The following is a 23,673-nucleotide window of genomic DNA, read 5'->3' as shown; positions in this document are numbered from 1 at the left end:
AGGCCCGCCTGCCCTATCCAGTACGGCGCTCTGCGCCAAGCGTTCACAACATCGGTGTTACCCGCTATGACCATGATCATCGGCCTTACCGGCGGAATAGGCAGCGGCAAATCCGCCGCCGCCAATTATTTTGCTACGGCCCACCAGATCCACGTGGTGGATGCCGACCTCAAATCGCGCGTGGTGGTGGAGCCTGGTAAACCGGCGCTGTCGCATATCGTAGACCGCTTTGGGGATGAAATTCTGTTGCCCAACGGCCATCTGGACCGTGCAGCGCTGCGCCAGCGCGTGTTCAGCAATCCGCAGGAGCGCGTCTGGCTTGAGGAGCTGTTGCATCCTTTGATCCGCGAAGAGACTATTCGCGATCTTGAGAGCGCCACCTCGCCCTACGCGCTACTGGTTTCGCCATTGCTGATAGAATCCGGCCAGCACCGCATGACCAGCCGCGTGATTGTGGTGGATGTGCCAGAGGCGTTGCAGCTAAGCAGAACTGCGCTGCGCGACCAGGTACCGGAGGAGCAGGTCGCTGCAATCATGCAGGTGCAGGCGCAGCGCGAGGCACGCCTGAGTCAGGCGCACGACGTGATAATCAATGACCGTGACCTGGCGCACCTGCACCAACAGATAGACACTCTGCATCAGCAGTATCTTGCGATGCTGCAGGAGAAAAGCCAATGACCCTGACCGTTGAATGCCCTACCTGCAATGCCCCCGTCACCTGGGATGCCAGTTTTCCAGATCGCCCTTTTTGCTCGCACCGCTGCCGCCTGATTGATCTGGGCGCTTGGGCGTCGGAAGAGCATGTGATTCCCGGCAACGATCAGGAACAGGACGTGTTTTCCGAAGACCTCCCTCGGCAATGAACTTAGCGCATGTGATGGCGGGCGTCGTGGTGGATGGCCAAGGGCGCATCCTCATAGCCAAACGGCCCACCAACGCCCACCAGGGCGGACTCTGGGAGTTCCCGGGTGGCAAGCTGGAAACCGGTGAAGAGAGGCTGCAGGGTCTCTGTAGAGAGCTGAAGGAAGAGCTGGGCATCAAAGTGCAAGCAGCCCATCCACTGATCGATATACGTCACGACTACGTCGACAAGTCGGTGCGCTTGGATGTGTGGAAGGTGACTACCTTTTCCGGTGAAGCCCACGGCGCAGAAGGCCAGCCCGTGCGTTGGGTGCTACCGACCGAATTGCCAAATTATGACTTTCCCGCAGCCAACCAGCCCATAGTACACGCGGCGCAGCTGCCCGAGCGCTACCTGATCACTCCCGAGCTTGATGAAGCTGCACTCTTGCATGGCTTGAAACAGGCCAAGGCGCAGGGCATTCGGCTGGTCCAGGTGCGTCAGAACCAGCTCGACGGTGCCGTTTACCAAGCGCTCGCCAGCAAGATACTGGAAAGCTATGGCCAAGACTTTCACTTTTTATTCAAGGGCGACACCCCTCCGCCCTTACCAAACGCAGGCTGGCATCTCACTAGCGCCCAGTTGCGGCGCCTTTGGCAAGCCAACAGCCACCCCCTGCCCAGAACGCTTAAAGGATTTATCGCGGCTTCCTGCCATAACGCGCGGGAAATACAGATGGCTATGGATCTGGGGTTGGACTTTGTAACCCTGTCGCCCGTTGCCAGTACCGCCAGCCATCCAGACGCCGATCCGCTAGGCTGGGATGCAGCCGAACAGCTCATGCGCACGGCGACCCTGCCGGTGTACCTGTTGGGTGGTATGGGAGCGGAGCATCTGGAGCGAGCACGTAACAGTGGTGCTCAGGGTATCGGGGGCATTAGCGCTCTCTGGCCGACGCTGTAGAACGGACGGCCCGATTGCAGACCACCCTCATCTAGCCTTGATGCCTTAACCTTGGGCGGAACGAGTCTCATCTCGACCAAAGGCGTACGCGCTACGTCCGCTGGCCGGGATGGAACCCGGCCGTCCTAGGCAAAGCAGCATGAGGCTTTTGTATGGGCCGTTGCCTTATTCCACCTCTACCACGCGCAGTTCCTTGGGCATGCTGAAGACGATATTTTCTTCCTGCCCTGCCAGTTCTTCCGCGCCCGTTGCACCCTGCGCATGCAGATGCTGGATCACCTGCCTTACCAGCACATCCGGGGCTGAGGCGCCAGCCGTTACGCCAATATTGCTTACCGACGCCAGCCACTCGGGCTTGATCTCGTCTGCGCCATCAATCAGGTAGGCAGGCGTGCCCATGCGTTCGGAGAGTTCGCGCAGGCGGTTGGAATTGGAGCTATTGGGACTACCGACCACCAGCACCAGATCGCATTCACTGGCCAGTTGCTTGACGGCGTCCTGACGATTCTGGGTGGCATAGCAGATGTCATCCTTGCGCGGGCCGTCGATAGCCGGGAACCGGGCGCGCAGGGCATCAATAACGCGCGCGGTATCGTCCATCGATAGGGTCGTCTGGGTCACAAATGCCAGTCGTTCCGGATCTTGCACCTGCAACTTGGCGACATCGTCCTCGTCTTCCACCAGATAGATGGCGCCGCCCTGGCTGACATCGTATTGTCCCATGGTGCCTTCCACTTCCGGATGGCCGGCGTGGCCGATAAGCACACATTCACGGCCATCGCGGCTATAACGGGTGACTTCCATATGTACCTTGGTCACCAGCGGGCAGGTGGCATCGAATACTTTCAGGCCCCGGTCTGCAGCCTGCTGGCGCACGGCCTGGGACACGCCATGGGCGCTGAAAATGACGATTACGTCATCCGGCACCTGATCAATCTCTTCAACGAAGATAGCGCCACGGCTGCGCAGATCCTCCACCACAAACTTGTTGTGCACCACTTCATGCCGCACATAGATGGGCGGGCCGAACACTTCGAGGGCGCGATTGACGATCTCGATGGCGCGATCAACGCCTGCGCAAAAGCCGCGGGGGTTAGCCAGTTTGATCTGCATGGGGGCCTCGGAGGATTAAAGCGGATAGGGAAGGATTATCCATCATCGGCGTGACGATTGCGATTGGCTGCCAGTCTGACAGTGGAAAGCGGCCTGTTCAGGCCGCCTTTACCTCGAGTATTTCTACATCGAAGGTAATTACCTTGCCTGCCAAGGGATGGTTGAAGTCGACCTCTACTACCTGCTCGTGAATGCTCTTGACCACGCCGGGCAGTTCACCACCGGCGGCATCCTGAAAAATCACCAGCAGGCCGATCTCCAGCTCCATTTCATTGAACTGGTCGCGGGCAATAGTCTGTACGTTCTGCGGATTGCCGGGGCCAAAGCCGCGCTCGGGTTCAATTTCGAAGCTGCGCTGATCACCGGCTTTCAGACCGAACAGGGCCTGTTCGAAGCCCGGCAGCAGGCTGCCGTCACCTACCTTGAAGGTAGCCGGCTGCTTGTCCAGCGTAGTGTCGACTACGTCACCGTTGGGCAGCTTCAGGGTGAAGTGCAAGGTCACCTTGGTGTCGTGGTTGATGCGCAGGTCAGTCATTTTTGTGTCTCGAAATTGAGTTAGATATTACTTCCATAGGGGAAGCGCTGTGAGACAGCGCCGCGTCACGGGACGGCCGGGTTCCATCCCGGCCTGCGGTGGTACAGCTTGGGCCACTGGTCGAGATGGAACTCGACCTTCCCAGGGAAGAACCGAACCCGGCCGCAGTTGAGCCGTCCAGGGATAGCGCATTCCCATCCGCTTCGACTTCCAGCTTCTAGCTTCTAGCTTCTAGCTATCAGCCTGCTTTTTGCCCCTGAACATATCCAGAATCAGCAAAGCCGCGCCCACGCTGATGGCGCTGTCGGCGATGTTGAAGGCCGGGAAGCGCCAGCGGTCTTGCCAGTGCACCAGAATAAAATCGACGACGTGGCCCAGCACTACCCGATCGTAAAGATTGCCCAGCGCACCACCGAGGATCAGCGCCAGCGCTATGGCTTCCAGGCGCTTGCTACGCTCAAGGCGCGACAGCCAGACACACAACACTACGCTGACAATCACGGCGATGGCCGCAAACAACCAGCGTTGCCAACCGGCGGCGTCGGCCAGAAAGCTGAAGGCTGCGCCGGTGTTGTAGGCAAGCATAAAGCTGAACAGGTCCGGTATGACGGGCACCGGCTGATATAGGGCCAAGCTGCTGACGGCTATCCACTTGGTCAGTTGATCCAGCGCAATAACCAGGACCGACAGCCATAGCCAGGCCAGGCTATCTTTGGTGGCCTCAGGCATGGTGGCGAACCTCGCCAGCGCCTTCGATGTTATCCACGCAGCGGCCGCAGATTTCGGGGTGCTCAGCATGGCTGCCCACATCAGCGCGCAAGTGCCAGCAACGCGCGCACTTTGCTGCATCCGACTTGACGATGCGCAACTTGAGACCGGGCAGCTCGGTAGCCACCGATTCAACGCTCGCTTCTGAAAATGGCGCCAAGGTTGCCTGGGACGTTATCAGCACAAAGCGCAGTTCATCACCCAGCTGCGCCAGTTGCTCCTTCAACGCTGGCTCAACATAAAGCGTCACCTCTGCTTCCAGGCTGCCGCGAATGCTCTTGGCACCGCGCATGTTCTCCAGCTCTTTGTTGACCGCTTCCTTGACACCCATCACGGTTTCCCAGAAGGCGCGGCCAAGGGCCTGCTCAGCCGGCAGTTCCGTCAGCCCCTCGTACCAGGTGTTGAGCATCACCGATTCGCTACGCTCGCCCGGCAGGTATTGCCACAGCTCTTCTGCGGTAAACGACAGCACCGGCGCGATCCAGCGCACCAGGGCTTCGGCAATATGGTAGAGCGCAGTCTGGCACGAGCGGCGCGCAACGCTGTTGGCTTGAGTGGTGTACTGGCGATCCTTGATGATATCCAGATAGAAGCCGCCCAGCTCCTGCACGCAGAAGTTGTGTACTTTCTGGTAGACGTTCCAGAACTTGTAGGTGTCGTAGGCTTCGACGATCTCGGCCTGCAACAGCCGCGTGCGATCAACCGCCCAGCGATCCAGATCCAGCATCTGCTCAGCCGGCAGCACGTCTACCTTGGGATCGAAGCCGTTCAGGTTGGAAAGCAGAAAACGTGCGGTATTGCGAATACGCCGATAGGCATCCGCGCTACGCTGCAGAATCTGATCGGAAACCGCCATCTCACCAGAGTAATCGGTGGACGAAACCCACAGGCGCAGAATATCCGCGCCCAGAGTATCGTTGACCTTCTGCGGCGCTATGGTGTTACCCAACGACTTGGACATCTTGCGGCCGTTCTCGTCGACCGTGAAGCCGTGCGTCAGCAGCCCTTTATAGGGCGCATGGCCGTCTATGGCGCAGCCGGTCAGCAAGGACGAGTGGAACCAGCCACGGTGCTGGTCAGAACCTTCCAGATACAGATCCGCCAGCGGCCCCTGCGCGTGACCCATGGGGTTTGAGCCACGCATGACGTGCCAATGCGTGGTGCCGGAGTCGAACCACACGTCCAGGGTATCGCTGATCTTGTCGTATTGTGCAGCTTCGTCGCCCAGCAGGTCGCTGGCATCCATATCGAACCAGGCATCCACGCCGCCCTGCTCGACTCGCTGCGCCACCTGCTCGATCAGTTCGAGCGTACGCGGGTGCAGCTCACCGCTTTCCTTGTGCAGGAAGAACGGAATCGGCACGCCCCAGTTGCGCTGTCGCGAGATACACCAGTCGGGACGACCGGCAATCATGTTGTGCAGGCGCTGTTTGCCCCAGGCAGGGACAAACTCGGTCTGCTCGATCGCCTGCAGTGCGCGCTCACGCAGGGTTTCGCCATTGCCGCCCTTCACCGGAATATCCATCCCGACGAACCACTGCGCAGTGGCGCGGTAGATCAAGGGCGTCTTGTGGCGCCAGCAGTGCATGTAGCTGTGCTGAATGCTCTGATGCTTGAGCAGCGCCCCTACTTCGTCCAGCTTGGTCACGATGGCCGGATTGGCCTTCCAGATAAACTGGCCGCCAAAAAACGGCAGGTCGCTGACGTAAACGCCGTTGCTCTGTACCGGGCTGAAGATGTCGTCGTTGGTCATGCCGTAGGCTTTGCAGGTGCGGAAGTCATCCTCACCGTATGCCGGTGCCGAGTGCACCACACCGGTACCTGCATCCAGCTCAACGTAATCCGCCAGATAGATTGGCGACAACCGATCGTACAGCGGATGACGGAAGTTGATCAGCTCCAGCGCCGCGCCAGACGCGGTGGCGATAGTCTCACCCTCAAGCCCGTAGCGCGTCAGACAGTCGGCCACCAGATCTTCGGCCAGCAGCAACAGACGCTCGCCAGTATCGACCAGGGCGTAGTTGAACTCGGGATGCACGTTCAGCGCCTGGTTGGCCGGAATGGTCCAGGGAGTGGTGGTCCAGATCACGATGGCGGCGGGCTTGGGCAATGCACCCAGGCCAAAGGCCTTAGCCAGCTTGTCAGCGTCTTCGACCGCAAAGGCCACATCGATGGCATCGGACTTCTTGTCCTGATATTCCACCTCGGCCTCGGCCAGCGCCGAGCCGCAATCAAAACACCAGTTGACCGGCTTGAGGCCCTTGAAGACCACACCCTGCTCGACCATCTTGCCCAGCGCGCGAATCTCGCCCGCCTCGTTGGCAAAATTCATGGTCAGATAGGGATTGTCCCACTCGCCCAGAATACCCAGGCGAATAAAGTCTGCCTTCTGCAGGGCAACCTGCTCTGTTGCGTAGGCGCGGCTCAACTCACGCACCTTGTCAGCCGGCAGATGCTTGCCGTGGGTGGTTTCAACCTTGTGTTCGATCGGCAGACCATGACAGTCCCAACCCGGCACGTAGGGCGCATCGAAGCCCGACAGTGTCTTGGAACGGATGATCATGTCCTTGATGATCTTGTTCAGCGCATGACCGATATGAATCACGCCGTTGGCGTAGGGCGGGCCATCATGCAGGATGAACTGCGGGCGGCCCTGGCTGACCTCGCGAATGCGCTGGTACAACCCGTCAAGACGTTTGAGAGTTTCCGGCTCGCGGTTCGGCAGCCCGGCCTTCATCGGAAAATCCGTGGCAGGCAGGTTCAGTGTCGCTTTGTAATCGGTCATTTCGGTTCAGGCTCTTTTAAGTTCACAGGCCCCATTGGGCCCTGGCCGCGGCAAAATCAGCCTTGATTGCCGCCTGCAATGCATCCAGCGAGTCGAAGCGTTGCTCGTCCCGCAGCTTTTCATGAAACACCACGTTCAGCCGTCGACCGTACAGATCGCCAGCAAAATCGAAGAGGTGGACCTCCAGGTGCGCTTTGCCATCACCGCTTACGGTAGGCCGCTTGCCGATATTGGCCACGCCTTTGTGTTGTACACCGTCCAGCATCACGCTAACCCGGTACACACCGTGCAGCGGCGGGTTGACACGTTTAAGCTGCACATTGGCGGTGGGCGCCCCGATAGTGCGACCGAGTTGCTGGCCATAGAGTACGCGACCGCTGATGCTGAACGGGCGGCCCAACAAGCGCTCAGCCAGAGCGAAATCGCCCTCGGCCAGCACCTGGCGCAGGCGTGTACTGCTGATGCGCTCGCCGCTCTCCGCTACGGTATTGGCCGCCTCTACGGTGAAGCCATGGCTCGCACCGCTATTTTGCAGAAAGGCAAAGTCACCCGAGCGGTCACAACCGAAGCGGAAATCGTCTCCCACTTCCAGATGCTTTACTCCCAGGCCGTCAATCAGCACCTGCTGCACAAACTGCTCGGCACTGAGCTCACGCAAGCGGCGGTTGAAAGCCAGGCACAGCACCCGGTCAACGCCCTGGGCCTGCAGCAGCGCCAGCTTTTCGCGCAGGCGGGTCAGCCTGGGCGGGGCCGCCTCGGGAGCAAAGTACTCCCGCGGCTGCGGTTCGAAAATCACCACGCAACCGGGCAACCCAAGACGCTCGGAATGCGCACTCAGCCGGGCCAGAATCGCCTGGTGGCCGGCATGCACGCCGTCGAAGTTGCCGATTGTTGCGACGCAGCCCCGGTGCCGGGGCCGCAGGTTATGTAGACCGCGGACCAGTTCCATAATGCTCGTTAGTGGTGGATCAGTCGAAACGCTGGAGTATACAGGTTTGCTGCTGCCAGCGTCATGCCCGCCGTCGCCCGCACGCTCGCTCAGGAATGACGCAGATCACGCAGGCGCAGACCACCCAGCAGCAGCACCAGCAGATAGGCGCCCATGCCCGCCGCGACCAGCAGCGTCATCTCCAGCACCTTGCGCTGCCAGCCCCAGACCAGCCAGTCTGCCGTGGGTGGCGCCAGCCACAGCAGCGCCGCAGCCATCGCGGCGCAGGCGGCCAGTAGCCGCAAGGTGAAGACTGGCCAGCCTGGCTGGGCCTGGAACACCCCCGCCTTGCGCAGCCCCCACCACAGCAAGCCGGCGTTGAGCAGCGCAGAAATTGAGGTTGCCAGCGCCAACCCTACATGTGCCAGCGGCCAGATGAAAATCAGATTCAGCCCCATGTTCACGACCATACAGATCATCGCGATCTTGACCGGAGTCTTGGTGTCCTGGCGGGCAAAATAGCCCGGCGCCAGGACCTTGATCAGCATGAAGGTCATCACCCCGACCGAATAGGCGCGCAGCGCGGCAGCGGCTTGCACCACGTCTTCGTCATTCATGGCGCCATAGTGAAACAGCGCAGCAATCATGGGCTCGGCCAACAGCAACAGTGCTATGGCCGCCGGCACGCCGACCAGCAGCACCATACGCACCGCCCAATCCAGTGTACGTGCGAAGGCGCGGGGGTCTTCTGCCGAGTGCTGACGCGACAGCGCCGGCAGAATCACCGTCCCTATGGCTATGCCGAAGGCGCCGAGCGGCAATTCGGACAGCCGGTCCGCGTAATACAACCAGGAAATGCTGCCCGTCTGCAGAAAGGACGCCAGCACGGTGTCGAGCAGCAGGTTGATCTGGCTCACCGATACGCCGAACAAGGCAGGAATCATCAGCGTCATGATGCGCTTGACGCCAGGATCCTTGCGATCCGGCCTGGGCATCGGCAACAGTTTGATTTGCGCCAGAAATGGCAGCTGGAACAACAACTGCGCCACGCCGGCGATAAACACGCCCCAGGCCAGCGCCATGATGGGCTGAGCAAAATAAGGCGTCAGACAGACGGTCGCCCCAATCATGCAGACGTTCAATAACACTGGAGTAAAGGCCGGCACGGCAAAGCGGCCGTAACTGTTGAGGATCGAACCGCATAGCGCGGTGAGCGAGATCAGGAACAGGTAGGGGAAGGTAATACGCAGCATGTCGGTGGCAAGGTCGAGCTTGGCTTCATCATCGTGAAAGCCGGGCGCGAACAACATGATCAACACCGGCGCGCCAGCCACGCCTAGCGCGGTGATGCCCACCAGCGTGAGCCCCAGAGTACCGGTGACCCGATCAACCAGCTGCTTTACATCGGCCAGCGCGCGCTTTGCGCGGTATTCCGACAACACCGGCACAAAGGCCTGCGCGAAGGCGCCTTCGGCGAACAGGCGGCGCAGAAAATTGGGGATCTTGAAGGCAATAAAGAAGGCGTCCGCTTCGGATTGCGAGCCAAAATAGGCTGCCACCACCACATCGCGCACCATGCCCAGCACCCGGGACAGCAAGGTCATGATGCTCACTACCATGCCTGAACGCAGCAGGCTCGGCGCCTTGGGCGGCGGGGTTTCAGAGGGGAGTGCTTGAGACATGAATGTGGGCGCCGGGAAAAGCGGCCATCATAGCGCCCCACGGCGTATCTTGTCAGGTACCGCAATGAGGATCCGCGAGCAACTAAATAGGGGTGCGCACGCTGGATTCTCTGTATACTCTCGCCACCGCGTCAGACCGACGACAACCCCGCGCCACTTGCAGCAGCACCGGCCGTCGGTTTTCTTCAGCCCTCTTGACATTAACCTGTCTCGACGGCATAGTACGCGGCCTTATTCGTACCTAATTCATCCAGATTTTCTGAGGAGCACGACGGTGGCCAACTCACCTCAAGCCAAGAAACGCGCCAAGCAGGCCGAGAAGCGCCGCAATCACAATGCAAGCCTGCGCTCCATGGTCCGTACCTACATCAAGAACGTGGTCAAGGCCATCGACGCCAAAGACCTCGAGCAGGCCAAGACCGCCTACACTGCAGCCGTTCCGGTCATTGACCGCATGGCCGACAAGGGCATCATTGCCAAGAACAAGGCCGCTCGCCACAAGAGCCGCCTGAACGCACACATCAAGGCAATGGCTGAAGCCGCCTGATCTGCGATTCTTGCTGCAAATAAAAAACCGGCCTTGAGCCGGTTTTTTGTTGCCCTGGATTTGGCTTCGCTTGACCGCATCCGCACCACTTCAGGCTATCTTTGACATTCGGGAGTATACGCGCGGGAATGTCGCGGAGCGTCAGTGGATGCGCTCCCACGCGGAGCGTGGGAGCGATCTATCCGGCGCAGGATGCATGAGCGGAATGACGCGAAGCGTGGGAGCGATTCCAGTGCAATATATGCTCCCAATGGTGGATGGCTTCGTCCATCCACCCTACGATGTACCCTACCTGGGATGGCCGGGCTCCATCCCGGCCGCGGTAGTGAGGGTCACGCTCATGGTCGAGATGGAACTCGACCCTCCCAGGAAAAAGCCGCTGAGCGCACCCGATCAGATCAGCACCAGGTTGTCCTTGTGCACCAACTCAGGATCGTCGATATAGCCCAGAATCTGCGCGATGGACTCGGTCGACTTGCCAACAATGCGCGCAGCATCCTGTGCGCCGTAGTTGACCAGACCGCGAGCCACTTCCCGACCATCCGGCGCCACACAGACCACCATCTCGCCACGCCGAAAGCCGCCTTCAACAGCGGTCACCCCTACCGGCAACAAACTGCGCCGGCCGGTAGTGAGCGCCTTGACCGCACCCTCATCCAGCAACAGACGGCCCCGCGTTTGCAGGTGACCGGCAAGCCACTGCTTGCGCGCTGCCAGCATGCCGCGCTCAGGCAACAGCAAGGTACCCAGCGCTTCGCCCGCGTGCAGGCGCGACACCACCTGCTCGATACGCCCACCCACAATGACGGTAGCCGCGCCCGAGCGCGCAGCAAGACGCGCCGCACGCAGCTTGGTCTGCATGCCGCCACGCCCCAGCGCACCGGCGCTACCACCGGCCATGACATCCAGAGCCGGATCATCCGCCATGGCCTCTGTTACCAGCTCGGCTGTCGGGTTGCTGCGGGGGTCGGCCGTATACAGACCATCGCGGTCGGTGAGAATCACCAACAGGTCCGCCTCCACCAGGTTGGTTACCAGCGCGCCCAGGGTATCGTTATCCCCGAAGCGAATCTCATCGGTAACCACGGTGTCGTTTTCGTTGATAACGGGAATGACATTCAGATCGAGCAACGCGCGCAAGGTGCTACGCGCATTCAGATAACGCTTACGGTCTGAAAGATCATCATGGGTCAGCAAGACCTGCGCGGTAGACAACCCATGTTGCTGGAAGCTCGACTCCCAGGCCTGCACCAAGCCCATCTGACCGATGGCGGCAGCCGCCTGCATGTCGTGGGTGGTTTTCGGGCGCTCGGTCCAGCCCAGACGACTCATGCCCGCGGCAACGGCGCCCGAAGACACCAGCACCAGCTCGGCGCCACTGGCGCGCAGCGCAGCCAGTTGCTCCACCCATACAGCCATGGCCGCGCGATCCAGCCCGCGACCATCGCCCGTCAACAGAGCACTACCAATCTTGACCACCCAGCGGCGGGCGCCGGTTACCTTTTCGCGCATGCTGATCCCACAACAGATTGCCCAAGTTCATGCCATTTCTGGCTGCAAGCCGCCGAGTTTAACGCAAATATGGGAAAGCATCTTTATGCAAAGATGCTTTAATGCACGTAGAAAATCTCCGGACCATCTTCATCGTCTTCGTCATCATCGTCGTCTTCTTCGCCATCAACGTTGATACCCTGCTTGCGCAGCGCACGACGATCATCCAACGCCTGAATATGCGCCCGCGCTTCATCTTCGATCTGCTGATCCAGTGCAGCCACCTCGGCGGCATACTCCTCGTCATCTTCGATCAGACGCTCACGCTCATCCAGCCAGTTCATCACGGCTTTGGCCAGTTCAGCCGTGCCTTCGCGCTCGGAGGCGGAAATCACGAACACCGGCCCCTCCCATTCGAGACGTTCGACCACATCATCCAGCACAGCCTGCTGCTCATCTTCCAGCAACTGATCACATTTGTTCAGCACCAGCCAACGCTCGCGCATCGTCAGCGCCGGGCTGAATTTACCCAGCTCGTGAATAATGGTCTCAACTGCTTCTGCCGGGTCCGCCCCATCCAGCGGCGCCATATCCACCAGGTGCAACAACAGCCGGGTACGTGACAAGTGCTTGAGAAAGCGCGTGCCCAGGCCTGCGCCATCCGCCGCACCGGCGATAACACCGGGAATATCGGCAATCACAAAGCTACGCAGCTGGCCCACATCCACCACCCCCAGGTTGGGCACCATGGTAGTGAAGGGATAATCAGCCACTTTCGGCTTGGCGGCAGAGACCGAGCGAATAAAGGTACTCTTGCCAGCGTTCGGCAGACCTAGCAGACCCACGTCAGCCAAAACCTTCAACTCCATTTTCAGATCTCGCAGCTCACCCATCGAACCGTTGGAGGTCTGACGTGGGGCGCGATTGACGCTGGACTTGAAACGCGTGTTCCCCAGACCATGGAAACCGCCCTGAGCGACCAGCAAGCGCTGACCAGGCTCGGTCAGGTCACCAATGATTTCCTGGGTACCGGCATCGATTACCGTGGTGCCCACAGGCACCAGCAGCACCATGTCTTCACCCTTGGCACCCGTGCAGTCACTGCCGCGGCCGTTTTCACCGCGCTGCGCATTGAAGCGGCGGGTGTAACGATAGTCGACCAGGGTATTGAGGTTGACGTCTGCCTCCAGATATATGGAGCCACCATCACCACCGTCACCACCGTCCGGCCCACCCTTGGGGATGAACTTTTCGCGGCGGAAACTCATGCAGCCATTACCACCATCACCGGCCTTGACCGTGATGGACACTTCATCAACGAATTTCATCTATCTCCCCTTCCCTATCGGGACGGGCTAGTGGAAAGAGTACGCTACAAACAAAAAAGCCCCGTCGCAAGACGGGGCTTTTCAGCAGCTGGGAGCTATCAGGCGGTTACGACATTAACGTAACGACGACCGAACTTGCCCTTCACTTCGAATTTCACCACGCCTTCAGCTTTGGCGAACAGGGTGTGATCCTTGCCCATGCCAACGTTCTTGCCAGGGTGGAACTCAGTGCCACGCTGACGAACAATGATGTTACCCGGGATGATGGCCTGACCACCGTACATTTTTACACCAAGGCGTTTGGATTCTGAATCGCGACCGTTGCGCGTGGAACCGCCTGCTTTTTTGTGTGCCATGAGTCTATATCTCCTGAATCAGCTTAGGCAGAGATGCCAGTAATCTTGATTTCGGTGTACCACTGACGGTGGCCCTGACGCTTCATGTGGTGCTTGCGACGACGGAACTTGATGATGCGAACTTTATCGCCACGACCGTGCGCGCTGACTTCTGCAGTCACCTTGGCACCTTCAACAACCGGAGCACCGATCTTGACGTCGTCGCCGTTTGCAACCAACAGAACCTTGTCAAACTCGATGGTGGCGCCGGTTTCCGCGTCCAGTTTCTCTACTTTCAGGAACTCGCCTTCAGCGACCTTGTATTGCTTGCCGCCGGTAACAATGACTGCGTACATGTTGCTTTCTCCGTAATCCTGCTCACCCAGCGCTTGGTTAGAATCATTAGTGGCTGGCATGGCTGCAAGTGGCTCCGCCTATCGGACCCGACCTTGCCATTGTCAAAACAGGGATGCTGTATCTTAGGGGCGAGGATTGTACTCAAGCGTGCGCCTTTGCGCAAGCGCCATACAAGCCTGATAGACTGCGCTTTTCTTGACACTAAATGGCCTGCAACCTAGCATGCCGCGGAACCTTTTCAGGAAGTCTGCAACCGATGACCACCCTGCCATTCTATGCACCGGTATCCGATGATTTTGATGCGGTGAACCAGCTCATTCTGGAGCAACTGCATTCCCGGGTCCCGCTGGTAGAAAAGATCGGCCATTATATTATCAGCGCTGGCGGAAAACGCCTGCGGCCACTGGTCGTTTTGCTCGGCGCGCGCGCCTGCGGCCTGTCCGATCCGCGCCAGCACAGCCTGGCGGCCATCATCGAGTTTCTGCATACCGCTACCCTGCTGCATGATGACGTAGTGGACACCTCCGATCTGCGGCGCGGGCGCTCGACCGCTAATGCGCTCTGGGGCAACGCACCCAGCGTGCTGGTGGGCGACTTTCTGTATTCGCGCGCCTTCGAAATGATGGTGGCACTGGGCGACGTGCAGATCATGCGGGTATTGGCCAATGCCACCAACGTAATTGCCGAGGGCGAAGTCCTGCAGCTATCCAAGGTGCGCGACGCCAATACCGATGAAGCTACCTATATGGAAGTCATCCGCAGCAAGACTGCCATGCTGTTTGAAGCGGCCTGCCACACTGCCGGCGTGCTGGCCGGCGCCACCGCCGAGCAGACCGAAGCCCTGCGCCAGTATGGCAACGCGCTAGGGATTGCCTTCCAGCTTATGGACGACCTGCTGGACTACAGTGGCGACGCCGAGGAAATGGGCAAGAACGTAGGAGACGACCTGGCCGAGGGCAAACCGACCCTGCCGCTGATCTACACCATGCGCCATGGCACGCCTGAACAGGCACAACTGGTCCGCAAGGCAATACAGCAGGGCGGCAGCGATCAGATCGGTCCGATCCGCGAGGCAGTCAGTGCATCAGGTGCACTGGACTATACCGCCCGCCTGGCGCGTGAACAGGCCGACGAAGCGGTACGCCTACTGCAGACACTGCCCGCCTCCGACCATCGCGATGCACTGGAGCAATTAGCGCGCTTTGCGGTGGATCGCAACCACTAACCGGAAGGTGCGCCGACCCGACACGTCCAGGCCGGCATAACACTCCCGAAGCGGCGAGGTTTTGGTCTGCCCCTGGGACGGTCTGACTCCATCTCGACCAGCGCACTCTGCGCCACCAACGCGGGCCGGGATGGAACCCAGCCGTCCCAGGAAAAACCAAGCGCTGGCGCTTACAGAACTTTCAGCAGCTCAATATCAAAAATCAGCGCACTGTGCGGCGGGATGCTGTTACCCGCGCCGCGTTCGCCATAGGCCAGCTCAGACGGAATAAACAAGCGCCACTTGGCCCCTTCCTGCATCAGTTGCAGCGCTTCTGTCCAACCGGCAATCACACCGCCGACCGGAAACTCGGCCGGCTGACCGCGCTTGTAGGAACTATCGAAGACTTCGCCGGAAATCAGTGTGCCTTCGTAGTGCGTCTGTACCGTGGAGCTGGCTGCCGGCGTGGCGCCGCTGCCCGCTGTAATAACTTCATACTGCAGCCCGGAAGCCAGCGTCTGCACACCATCACGCTTGGCGTTTTCAGCAAGAAAGTCGACACCTGCCTGAGCTGCCGCCTTGGCGGATTCCTGCGCGACGGCACGCATCTTGTCCTGTAGCTGCTGGAAGGCAGCCTGCAGCTCAGCCTCGGCGACTTGGCTCGGCTGCTGGTTGTAGGCATCCTTCAGACCCGCGGCGACCAGATCCAGGGTCAAATCAGGAATGCTGCTGCTCAGCAGTTGCTCACCCATCTGACGGCCAATGCCGTAGCTGACGCGCTGCTCATCGTTCTCAAAAGTGTTGCTCATGGCGAGCCTCCAGTCGGAAAAAAGGGCGTCAAGCCTGACACAAGCGCAGCAGAAATTCACCCACGGCAGCGAATCCGCTACACTAGCCGGCTTTCTGCCCTGACCCCGGAAGCGCTCCTTATGCTCGAAAGACTCTTCAAACTCAGCGAACACGGCACCAACGTGCGCACCGAATTGCTGGCCGGGCTGACGACCTTCCTGACCATGGCCTACATCATCTTCGTCAACCCGATGATGATGGCCGACGCCGGCATCGATCCGGGCGCAGCCTTTGTGGCGACCTGCCTGGCTGCGGCTATTGGCTCGCTGATCATGGGTTTGTGGGCCAACTACCCTATCGCACTCGCCCCCGGCATGGGCTTGAATGCCTTCTTCTCTTATACCGTGGTTGGCTCCATGGGCTACAGCTGGCAGGTTGCCCTTGGCGCGGTATTCCTGTCGGGTCTTATGTTCTTCCTGCTCAGCATCTTTCGTATTCGCGAATGGATCATCAACAGCATCCCCATGGCGCTGCGTTCGGCTATTGCTGCGGGCATCGGCCTGTTTCTGGCACTTATCGCCCTGAAGAACGCCGGCATCGTGGTTGACCATCCAGCGACTCTGGTTGCCATGGGTGACCTCACGCAGCCCGGCGCACTGCTAGCCGCAGCTGGTTTCGCCATCATAGTCGCACTGGCTTACCGCAAAGTGACCGGCGCGGTAATGATCGGCATTCTGCTGATCACCGGCATCAGCTTGCTGACTGGCCTGAGCCAGGCCAACGGCGTGGTATCTGCGCCGCCGAGCCTGGCGCCTACCTTGCTGCAGCTGGATATCAAGGGCGCGCTGGAAGTGGGCATGCTGAGCATTATCTTCGCCTTCCTGTTCGTCGACCTGTTCGACACCTCGGGCACCCTGATTGGCGTTGCACAGCGCGCCAACCTGGTTGACGCCGACGGCAAAATGCCGCGCCTGGGCCGCGCCCTCATGGCTGACAGCACCGCAACCATGGCCGGCGCCGCGCTGGGTACCTCCACCACCACCAGTTACATCGAATCCGCTGCAGGCACCGCTGCCGGTGGACGGACAGGTCTGACTGCGTGCGTGGTGGCGCTGCTGTTCCTGCTCAGCCTGTTTTTCTCCCCACTGGCGGGAGCTGTGCCCGCCTTCGCCACCGCACCAGCGCTGCTGTTTGTCGCCGTCTTGATGACCGGCGGCCTGGTGCAGGTCGACTGGGACGACTTGACCGAAGCAGCCCCGGTGGTCATCACCGCCATCATGATGCCGCTCACCTTCTCCATTGCCAACGGCATTGCCGCCGGCTTTATCGTCTGGACAGCTATCAAGGTATTGTCTGGACGATGGAAGGATCTGAACCCCAGCCTCTATATCCTGGCGGGTCTCTTTGTGGTCAAGCTGGCGCTGTTCAACTGATGGGCCTCGCATTCGATCCAGCCAATTACGCCGCCCAACTGGCGGAAAAGCGCGAGCGGCTGTGCCAGCTGCTTGCCCCTTTCCATGCACCTGAGCCGAAGGTGTTCAGCTCCCAGCCTGAACACTTCCGGCTGCGCGCCGAATTTCGCTTGTGGTATGAACAGGGCCAGCCGCACTACGCGATGTTCGAGCAAGGTGATAAGCACAAGGCTGTATTGATAGACCAGCTACCCATCGCCAGCAAACGCATCAACGAGCTGATGACGCCGCTACTGGAAGCCTGCAAAGCCGATCCCATGCTGGGCCGCAAGCTGTTTCAGGTGGAGTTTCTCACCACGCTGTCTGGCGATGCCCTGGTAACCCTCTGCTACCACCGGCCGCTGGACGACAATTGGGACGCTCCTGCCCAAGCGCTGGCAACAACATTGGGCGTCCAACTGATCGGCCGCAGCCGAGGCCGCAAACGCGTTCTTGAGCGCGACCACGTACTGGAAGAGTTGACGGTTGCCGGCAGGCAATGGCGCTACCAGCAGATAGAAGGCGGCTTTACCCAGCCCAACGGCGGCGTGAATCAGCAGATGCTTGGCTGGGCACTGGAGGCGGCTGGAGACAACGAAGACGACCTGCTTGAGCTCTATTGCGGCAACGGCAACTTTACCCTGCCGCTGTCTACGCGCTTTCGCAAGGTGATGGCAACGGAGCTGGCCAAAAGCTCGGTGAAGTCCGCAGTCGAGAATCTTGCCATGAACGGCGTCGAGAACGTCACCCTGGTGAGGCTCGCGAGCGAAGAAGTGACCCAGGCACTGACCGGAGTGCGCGAATTCCGCCGCCTGCAGGGCGTCGACCTCAGCGACTTCAATTTCGGCACCGTGTTCGTCGATCCCCCGCGCGCCGGGCTCGACCCGGCAACGCTCGAGCTGGTCAAAGGCTACCCACGCATCCTTTATATATCCTGCAACCCGGAAACCCTGGCGCAGAATCTGGAAGAGTTGAATGAAACCCACCGAATAACGCGTTGCGCGCTATTCGATCAGTTTCCGTATAGCCATCATATGGAGAGTGGGGTGTTGTTGGAGCGGCGCTGAGCACTCCTCCAACATTAACTGGCTCTACTTCCAGCAGTCCGCAGCATCCGTTGCGGTACCGCTTTCCAATTTTACACCGCTCTCGTTCAAACCAAGATTTCCACACTTCGAGTCATCCACTTGCGAGTTGATGGCTGTCGCTAGGAGCGAATAACTCGTTGCGTTTGCTGCCACTACGCTAAGAGTGTAGTAATCATTTTCCGAATTGGCATCCATGCTCAATTTAGCCACTGTGTCTGCATACGTATTATTTTGCGCATAGTAACGCTCTTGGCGAGCAGCGCCCTCACTAAGCAAGGCAATACCCTCAGAACGATGGCCGCGAAGTACATACTCTCGATAACTGGGGAATGCAATAGCGGCCAGGATACCGATGATAACCACCACCATCATCACTTCTATAAGCGTAAACCCAGCCTGTTTTTTCATTGTCATCCTCTCGCCCCGTGTTAATTAATCTACATTCTTTGGGATCAAGCGCCAGTTCTGGCGCCCCTGAGAGAGCAGACCTGCCGCAACCCCTACAGAAGTCCCATCCGTGTAGAAGTTGTTCCCACCATTGATGGTTGAACCACCCGCCGGCGAAGAGTAACCAGAAACAGCCGCGTTACTGCCAGCCGGAGCATCTCTCATGTCAAACAACCCGTCACCGTTAAAATCAAATACGTGGTATGTAGTACGGCCACCCGTGCGCGGATTGATGCCATAAGTGAACCCACTCAAGCCAGCAGCACAAGGGTCTGTATTTGGCGTAACCGTGGAGAAGATGAGGCCATCACCGTAAACCCTCATATCATTGATAACACGCTCTCCGTCTGCGGTAGCCCCTGATACGTTAAGGTCCAAATACCAGCCCCATTTCGCCACATTTGAGTCAGTTGTACCTCCTGAAGAAGAGCTATACCACGTGATATCGTTCTGACTGACAGTCCTGACTGGCCAACTGACGCCTCCGGCAGAAAAACTCTGTTGACTCAACATGGTTTGAGCGACCAGCGAAGCACGAGATATAGACGGAGCAGTTGATGCCTGAGTAACCTCCCCCGCAGTCTTTCTATCCCAAATACCGTAAACTGACTGCACGGCAGTAGAGGCTTTATCTGCACTGTTCAGGTATGAACCGGTTCCCAAGGTAACTAAATACCCCACTGACGAGGGATGTTTAACCAAAGAAGGAGCAGCAGTGATTGGCTGCCGTGTACCGCTCGAATTTTTTGCGACAAACAAGGGTTTTCCCCCATACGCAATTTGGAAGGTGCTAGCAGCAACGACCGTCTTGGCAAAGGGTGTAGCTGAGGCAGTGTTCAGCAAATCAAAGCGCCAAAGGTTACCCTGAATATCGCCTGCGTATGCATAATCCACGACACCGTCGCCATTTATATCGGCGGGTTGCACGTTCGATAGCCCGTTATTACCCGAGTTGATTGCGCCATCCGACTCTGTAGTGGCTTCTAGTTTACGCAACACCTCCCCGGTCTTTATATCTACAACAAAGAGCACCGCCTTACCTTCAGCGCTTCGGTCTCCGTTATATCCATTCGGAATAAGAGCTGCCCATTGCCCGCTGTGCAGCCTGACAATTTTCGGAGTAGGAATGGTATAGCCCAAATCCGGTTGGTCGTTGTTTGTCAATTCCCAAAGTAGCATAGGGGATTGTGGATCAGTTACATCCATTGCAAAGACCTCACGCCCACCTGCACCTAAACTCCCTACCAGCACCGTATGCCACTCAGAGTCAAAATAAACATCAGCAACCACTGGAGCGCCGTCGACGTAATATTGGTGTATTCCGCTGCCCCCCCCGTAATTTGGGGTGGTCAACTTGTTTAAGTTTTCCATGACGGCTGAGGGTATGAAACCAAAGTTTTCCACACCGCTTTCAGCATCAAACGAATGAAGCATGCCATCGTTAGCGCCAACATAAATAGTCTCAGGCCTCGCTGCCACCTGCTGCTGAAACTCGGAATAGTCGGAAGAGGTGCCATCTACCGTACCGGCCCGATATGCCAAGTATTGAGCATCTTTCACCAATACCGGCGAGGAACCAACAATATCCCCCAGCTCAGATGTTCTCTCCGGAAAGGAGCTGCATCCATCTACTCCGCCGCAAGACTCACCGCGTATATATTTTACTCTTGCCTCGCCATAACCATCAGAGGTACCCGATGAGTCTGGGCGACGGTTAAGCATGTCACGGATATTGGTTCCAGCATAACTAACTCCATCCAACCCGGCCCAGCTAAACTCAGCAAGCCGGTCAGTGCCGGCAGAACCAGAGCCGTAGTCCGCCATTAGTATATTACGCGCTAGTGGCAGTTTGCCTTCGGCCGTCCATACTTCTGTAACTGTCGTTACGGGAGACCCGGTAGATATAGAAGTTACTTGGCGCTCCTTGATAAGATCGCCGCTCCAGCCATTGATGTCGAATACGGTACGATAAACAAAAGCAGTCTGATCATCCGAAACCGACGTGTTGCGCGCCACGTCTACCGACGGGGTGCTCACAGACGCATTCATTTGGGTGATCGCGTTAAATGCTTTATCCAACTGTTCCTTAAGAGTAAGTGCGTTCGTCACCAAAAAATAGTTATCTGGAGTTCCGTCCCCGTCTTCGTCAAAGTTAGCGGCATTTGTACCATATTTGGCGGCATACCAGAGTGGATCCTTGAGCAGGTTAGCTGACGAGCCGCCGGAGGCCGTAAAAGTTCGGGAAGACGTGAGCCCGAGGTTAGCGCAAGATGCACCATTGATAGCGCAGTCACCTGCCCACTTCTCGTTACTTCCAGAGGGGGTATCCAACTTGTATTTTATATCAGCACCGCCCCGGTCTTTTACTTCAAGGTATATTCCATCTTTAGTGGTACCCGAAATAACATACCCCATGTGCTGATCAATACCGCCAGCCGCATACTCAGAAGTGATATTGATATCCAGCTTCCCTTGAGCGTTAATTAGTATTTCGTAAACTGCAATAGCATCCATGTCATGATCAGCACCCTGCTCAACATCCTCAAAATTAATACGAAACTTAGCATAAGGACGCCCAGAATTTATGGAGCTATCGCAATCCTTTGCGCTACTTGGGCTAGACGTACGACAGCTCGCATCAGTATTCGCTATTGTTTCAACGTAATAGTCCACGATCTGATCTGTCGGCTGAAACTCTGCGGTAGCATTAATGCTGTCCCCACCAACAGACTTCGCAAAAGGTACGATAGTCACAATGCTAGTACCAACAGGAAAATCAATAGTAGGCAAAGGAGAAGCAAGAGCCACTGAATACGTTATAAGCTTTTCCTCTCCACCAATAGCGTTATTTGCACCAAAGTGTGAGACTGCGGCCGAATAATATGTGCCCTGCTTGCTGGGCTCTTCAGGAGAGAGGCCACGGATGGTAGAAAAATTTGAGACCGTTTTAGGTGTTGGCGCACTGTCAGACACACCATTCGATTCCCCTATAAAAACGCTCCGACTACCACCACCTTCTTTCGTCCATACCAGATCCGCTTCTGTGGAAACATTCAGGGAACGAATCGAAGCAGGGTTACCTGAACCGTTGATTGCCCCCCAATTACTTCCTGGCAAATTGAAATCATAAGAGGGGTTGATGTCGCTAATCACTGTCATCACCGGCACCGCGCATTGCTCAAATCCACTCGGGTTTGTTGGTGACTTATAGGGAGGCGTCCAGGAGTCCACCTTAGGCAATTGCAACGGTGGTTCAGCGTCTTTCCCGCCAGAGTAGTTAAAATCCGCCGTCGGCGTAGTAGCTCCGGAAAAATACCGCATGGTCTCGTACATCATTTCCGCTACAGGATTACCCCACATGTAACAAGTGTCGTCTGCAGTAATAGGCCTAGTGGTGATCCAGCCACAGCCGTAAGTTTGACTATCGTAGCTAAAATCGATAACCCTAAGCTTATTAATGGTAGATACGATCCCATTCGATACTGCATTAGCTGCAGAACAAACCCCTGTACCTGAGGAGCAAAACTGACCCGTTGCCGCGTTTAACTCCCGTGAGAAACTCTGCAATTGACTGCGCAGAACCCCCCCGCTTAAAGGCTTAGCGTAAGAACCCGAAAGCAACCCGAAATACATGCGATCAGTAGTGCCGTAGTCATGCAAAATCCCCGTAGGCTTATATTGCCCGTTACTATACACAACGCAATTTTCTTCCCTCAAAGACTCGCTGCTAGCGGGACATACCGAAACCTTTACGTTCCTATCCACCATCTCAGATGTACCAGCCCCAGGAGTCTTCCAATATATATTGAACTGCGACCCACCTCCATTTTCTTCATGACGTACACGAACAGAATAGCTTTGACCCGCAGTCAAATATTTTGACCCAGTAGTACCGGAACCACCGACATTACTAGGACCATGGTTCCCATACCAACTCGCAACGATATCATTACCTACTGAAAACTCTACCGCATCGTCCCCATCCACCGAGAACTCGTAGTTACCGGTAGCTGGTGCAATAAAACTCCCTTCCAAAAGGGTATTATAGTTATCTCCTGTGCAGCTATTGCCATTGAAGGGATTGCCTGAACCGAAATTTTGCTGAACGGAGCTAACATTCCCTGTGCCACAACGACGCCCGTTGTCATTACTTACAAAAAGAGCATCCATCTCAGACTTATTATTTGACGTCGCAGTAGAGTCACGCCATGTTTTCAGCACTAGACCTGAAAAATGTTGATCGGGAATTAAAACCCAGCCCGAACTCGGCCCTGCTGAAGTACACGCCACATTGTTAAGCGCACTGTTTACACACTGATCCCCAGCGACAGGTCGCTCTTTTGACACCCAATTCCAGATACGGAAAGTAGTATTTGTCAAAGTACGAAGCTGAGGTATGCCGCCGTCAGTAAGAGAGGCCACTGCAAACAAATGTCGATATCCGGCCACTGGCTGATTAAGTGGCGTATAGTTGGATATCCGAAACCCGTCTACAGCTAAACTGGTGTACTCTTTACCCCAAGTATGAGCATCCTGGGGAATAAAGGAGCCCTGCAGAATCGTCTGAGTTGTTGAATCTGTAACTCTGTACCCACCGTACAAAACTTTTCGGAGCGCATCGATACGTGCGGTAGCCAAATAGTTTAAGTAGTCCCCACTCCATTTATTAGTACAAGTTTTGTCTGCCGTCTCGACACTAGGTATAAATGTGCCACCAGTGTAATCGTAACAAACATAAGAATTAAAATAGCCGAAATAATCTATCCCCCCCTGCTCCTCTGGCAGGTAGCCTTTATAGCCAACATCTATAACACCATCGCCGTTTAGGTCGGATGCGTCATTGTAGGCCTCGTAATACAGCTTATGATCACGCCCCATAACCAGCATATTCAAAGGCGGAACTGCATCACTTACAAACAATGGAACTTGGGAAATATCAATTGCGGCCTGAGCTGAGGTACCTAGGACTAGCAGACCTGTTACCAACGATAGTTTGCGTAACATTTTTTTCTCTCCTAATT

Annotated in this window: 20 protein-coding genes; 7 read left to right on the top strand and 13 right to left on the bottom strand. The window is 57.3% G+C overall.

Annotated elements, in window-relative coordinates:
• Positions 1-66: 66 nt before the first annotated feature.
• Genes coaE through V7756_RS02625 form a run of 3 tightly spaced genes read left to right on the top strand, consistent with a single transcriptional unit; the run spans position 67 to position 1,804 of the window.
• Positions 67-678: a dephospho-CoA kinase gene (gene coaE / locus V7756_RS02635; protein ID WP_335608598.1), complete on the top strand. Its 612-nt coding sequence runs from the start codon at positions 67-69 to the stop codon at positions 676-678.
• Positions 675-863: a DNA gyrase inhibitor YacG gene (gene yacG, locus V7756_RS02630; RefSeq protein WP_335608597.1), complete on the top strand. Its 189-nt coding sequence runs from the start codon at positions 675-677 to the stop codon at positions 861-863. Before coaE ends, yacG begins: the two co-directional genes overlap by 4 nt.
• Positions 860-1,804, top strand: a complete 945-nt coding sequence (locus tag V7756_RS02625; protein ID WP_335608596.1) for a Nudix family hydrolase — start codon at positions 860-862, stop codon at positions 1,802-1,804. The genes yacG and V7756_RS02625 overlap by 4 nt, the downstream gene beginning before the upstream one ends.
• A gap of 165 nt (positions 1,805-1,969) precedes the next feature.
• Here the strand turns inward: V7756_RS02625 and ispH are convergent, their stop codons facing one another.
• The 6 genes from ispH to murJ form a co-directional block, all read right to left on the bottom strand.
• Positions 1,970-2,917: a 4-hydroxy-3-methylbut-2-enyl diphosphate reductase gene (gene ispH, locus V7756_RS02620; RefSeq protein WP_335608595.1), complete on the bottom strand. Its 948-nt coding sequence runs from the start codon at positions 2,915-2,917 to the stop codon at positions 1,970-1,972.
• Positions 2,918-3,014: 97 nt separating this feature from the next.
• Positions 3,015-3,452 carry an FKBP-type peptidyl-prolyl cis-trans isomerase gene (fkpB, locus tag V7756_RS02615; RefSeq protein ID WP_335608594.1) on the bottom strand — a complete coding sequence of 146 codons (438 nt, stop codon included), beginning with the start codon at positions 3,450-3,452 and terminating at the stop codon, positions 3,015-3,017.
• 231 nt (positions 3,453-3,683) lie between these two features.
• Positions 3,684-4,181, bottom strand: coding sequence for a signal peptidase II (gene lspA / locus V7756_RS02610; RefSeq protein WP_335608593.1), 498 nt, complete (start codon positions 4,179-4,181; stop codon positions 3,684-3,686).
• Complete coding sequence (gene ileS / locus V7756_RS02605) at positions 4,174-7,005, bottom strand: isoleucine--tRNA ligase (protein ID WP_335608592.1); 2,832 nt, start codon at positions 7,003-7,005, stop codon at positions 4,174-4,176. Before ileS ends, lspA begins: the two co-directional genes overlap by 8 nt.
• Positions 7,006-7,027: 22 nt before the next feature.
• Positions 7,028-7,954: a bifunctional riboflavin kinase/FAD synthetase gene (ribF, locus tag V7756_RS02600; RefSeq protein WP_335608591.1), complete on the bottom strand. Its 927-nt coding sequence runs from the start codon at positions 7,952-7,954 to the stop codon at positions 7,028-7,030.
• Between the two features lie 89 nt (positions 7,955-8,043).
• Positions 8,044-9,615 carry a murein biosynthesis integral membrane protein MurJ gene (gene murJ / locus V7756_RS02595; protein ID WP_335608590.1) on the bottom strand — a complete coding sequence of 524 codons (1,572 nt, stop codon included), beginning with the start codon at positions 9,613-9,615 and terminating at the stop codon, positions 8,044-8,046.
• A gap of 274 nt (positions 9,616-9,889) precedes the next feature.
• Between murJ and rpsT the strand changes: the two genes are divergently transcribed.
• Positions 9,890-10,162: a 30S ribosomal protein S20 gene (gene rpsT, locus V7756_RS02590; protein WP_092285492.1), complete on the top strand. Its 273-nt coding sequence runs from the start codon at positions 9,890-9,892 to the stop codon at positions 10,160-10,162.
• 393 nt (positions 10,163-10,555) lie between these two features.
• On the opposite strand, the gene proB is transcribed toward rpsT, so the two are convergent.
• The 4 genes from proB to rplU all read right to left on the bottom strand — a co-directional run bounded on the left by proB (position 10,556) and on the right by rplU (position 13,672).
• Entirely contained in the window at positions 10,556-11,674 is a 1,119-nt protein-coding gene (proB, locus tag V7756_RS02585; RefSeq protein WP_335608589.1) for a glutamate 5-kinase, read from the bottom strand.
• Between the two features lie 98 nt (positions 11,675-11,772).
• Positions 11,773-12,981, bottom strand: a complete 1,209-nt coding sequence (gene cgtA / locus V7756_RS02580; protein ID WP_335608588.1) for an Obg family GTPase CgtA — start codon at positions 12,979-12,981, stop codon at positions 11,773-11,775.
• 98 nt (positions 12,982-13,079) lie between these two features.
• A complete protein-coding gene (rpmA, locus tag V7756_RS02575; RefSeq protein ID WP_092285498.1) occupies positions 13,080-13,337 on the bottom strand; it encodes a 50S ribosomal protein L27 in 258 nt (85 codons plus the stop codon).
• Positions 13,338-13,360: 23 nt separating this feature from the next.
• Entirely contained in the window at positions 13,361-13,672 is a 312-nt protein-coding gene (gene rplU / locus V7756_RS02570) for a 50S ribosomal protein L21 (RefSeq protein WP_088274864.1), read from the bottom strand.
• Positions 13,673-13,929: 257 nt separating this feature from the next.
• On the opposite strand from rplU, the gene ispB reads away from it, so the two are divergent.
• A complete protein-coding gene (ispB, locus tag V7756_RS02565) occupies positions 13,930-14,898 on the top strand; it encodes an octaprenyl diphosphate synthase (protein WP_335608587.1) in 969 nt (322 codons plus the stop codon).
• Between the two features lie 170 nt (positions 14,899-15,068).
• Here ispB and V7756_RS02560 read toward each other — a convergent pair whose 3' ends face one another.
• Complete coding sequence (locus V7756_RS02560) at positions 15,069-15,686, bottom strand: FKBP-type peptidyl-prolyl cis-trans isomerase (RefSeq protein WP_335608586.1); 618 nt, start codon at positions 15,684-15,686, stop codon at positions 15,069-15,071.
• Positions 15,687-15,806: 120 nt separating this feature from the next.
• Between V7756_RS02560 and V7756_RS02555 the strand changes: the two genes are divergently transcribed.
• Entirely contained in the window at positions 15,807-17,099 is a 1,293-nt protein-coding gene (locus tag V7756_RS02555; RefSeq protein WP_335608585.1) for an NCS2 family permease, read from the top strand.
• Positions 17,099-18,184 (top strand): tRNA (uridine(54)-C5)-methyltransferase TrmA, encoded by a 1,086-nt coding sequence (gene trmA, locus V7756_RS02550; protein ID WP_335608584.1) that lies wholly within the window; start codon positions 17,099-17,101, stop codon positions 18,182-18,184. Before V7756_RS02555 ends, trmA begins: the two co-directional genes overlap by 1 nt.
• Positions 18,185-18,208: 24 nt before the next feature.
• Here trmA and V7756_RS02545 read toward each other — a convergent pair whose 3' ends face one another.
• Together V7756_RS02545 and V7756_RS02540 are read right to left on the bottom strand one after the other, a co-directional pair.
• Complete coding sequence (locus tag V7756_RS02545) at positions 18,209-18,613, bottom strand: type IV pilin protein (protein WP_335608583.1); 405 nt, start codon at positions 18,611-18,613, stop codon at positions 18,209-18,211.
• 24 nt (positions 18,614-18,637) lie between these two features.
• Positions 18,638-23,656: a PilC/PilY family type IV pilus protein gene (locus tag V7756_RS02540; protein WP_335608582.1), complete on the bottom strand. Its 5,019-nt coding sequence runs from the start codon at positions 23,654-23,656 to the stop codon at positions 18,638-18,640.
• Positions 23,657-23,673 lie beyond the last annotated feature (17 nt).

It is taken from the genome of Halopseudomonas sp., assembly GCF_036961105.1.
Lineage (GTDB): Bacteria > Pseudomonadota > Gammaproteobacteria > Pseudomonadales > Pseudomonadaceae > Halopseudomonas.
The sequence above is the reverse complement of the archived record's forward strand: the minus strand, read 5'-3'. Positions and strand labels throughout refer to the sequence as shown.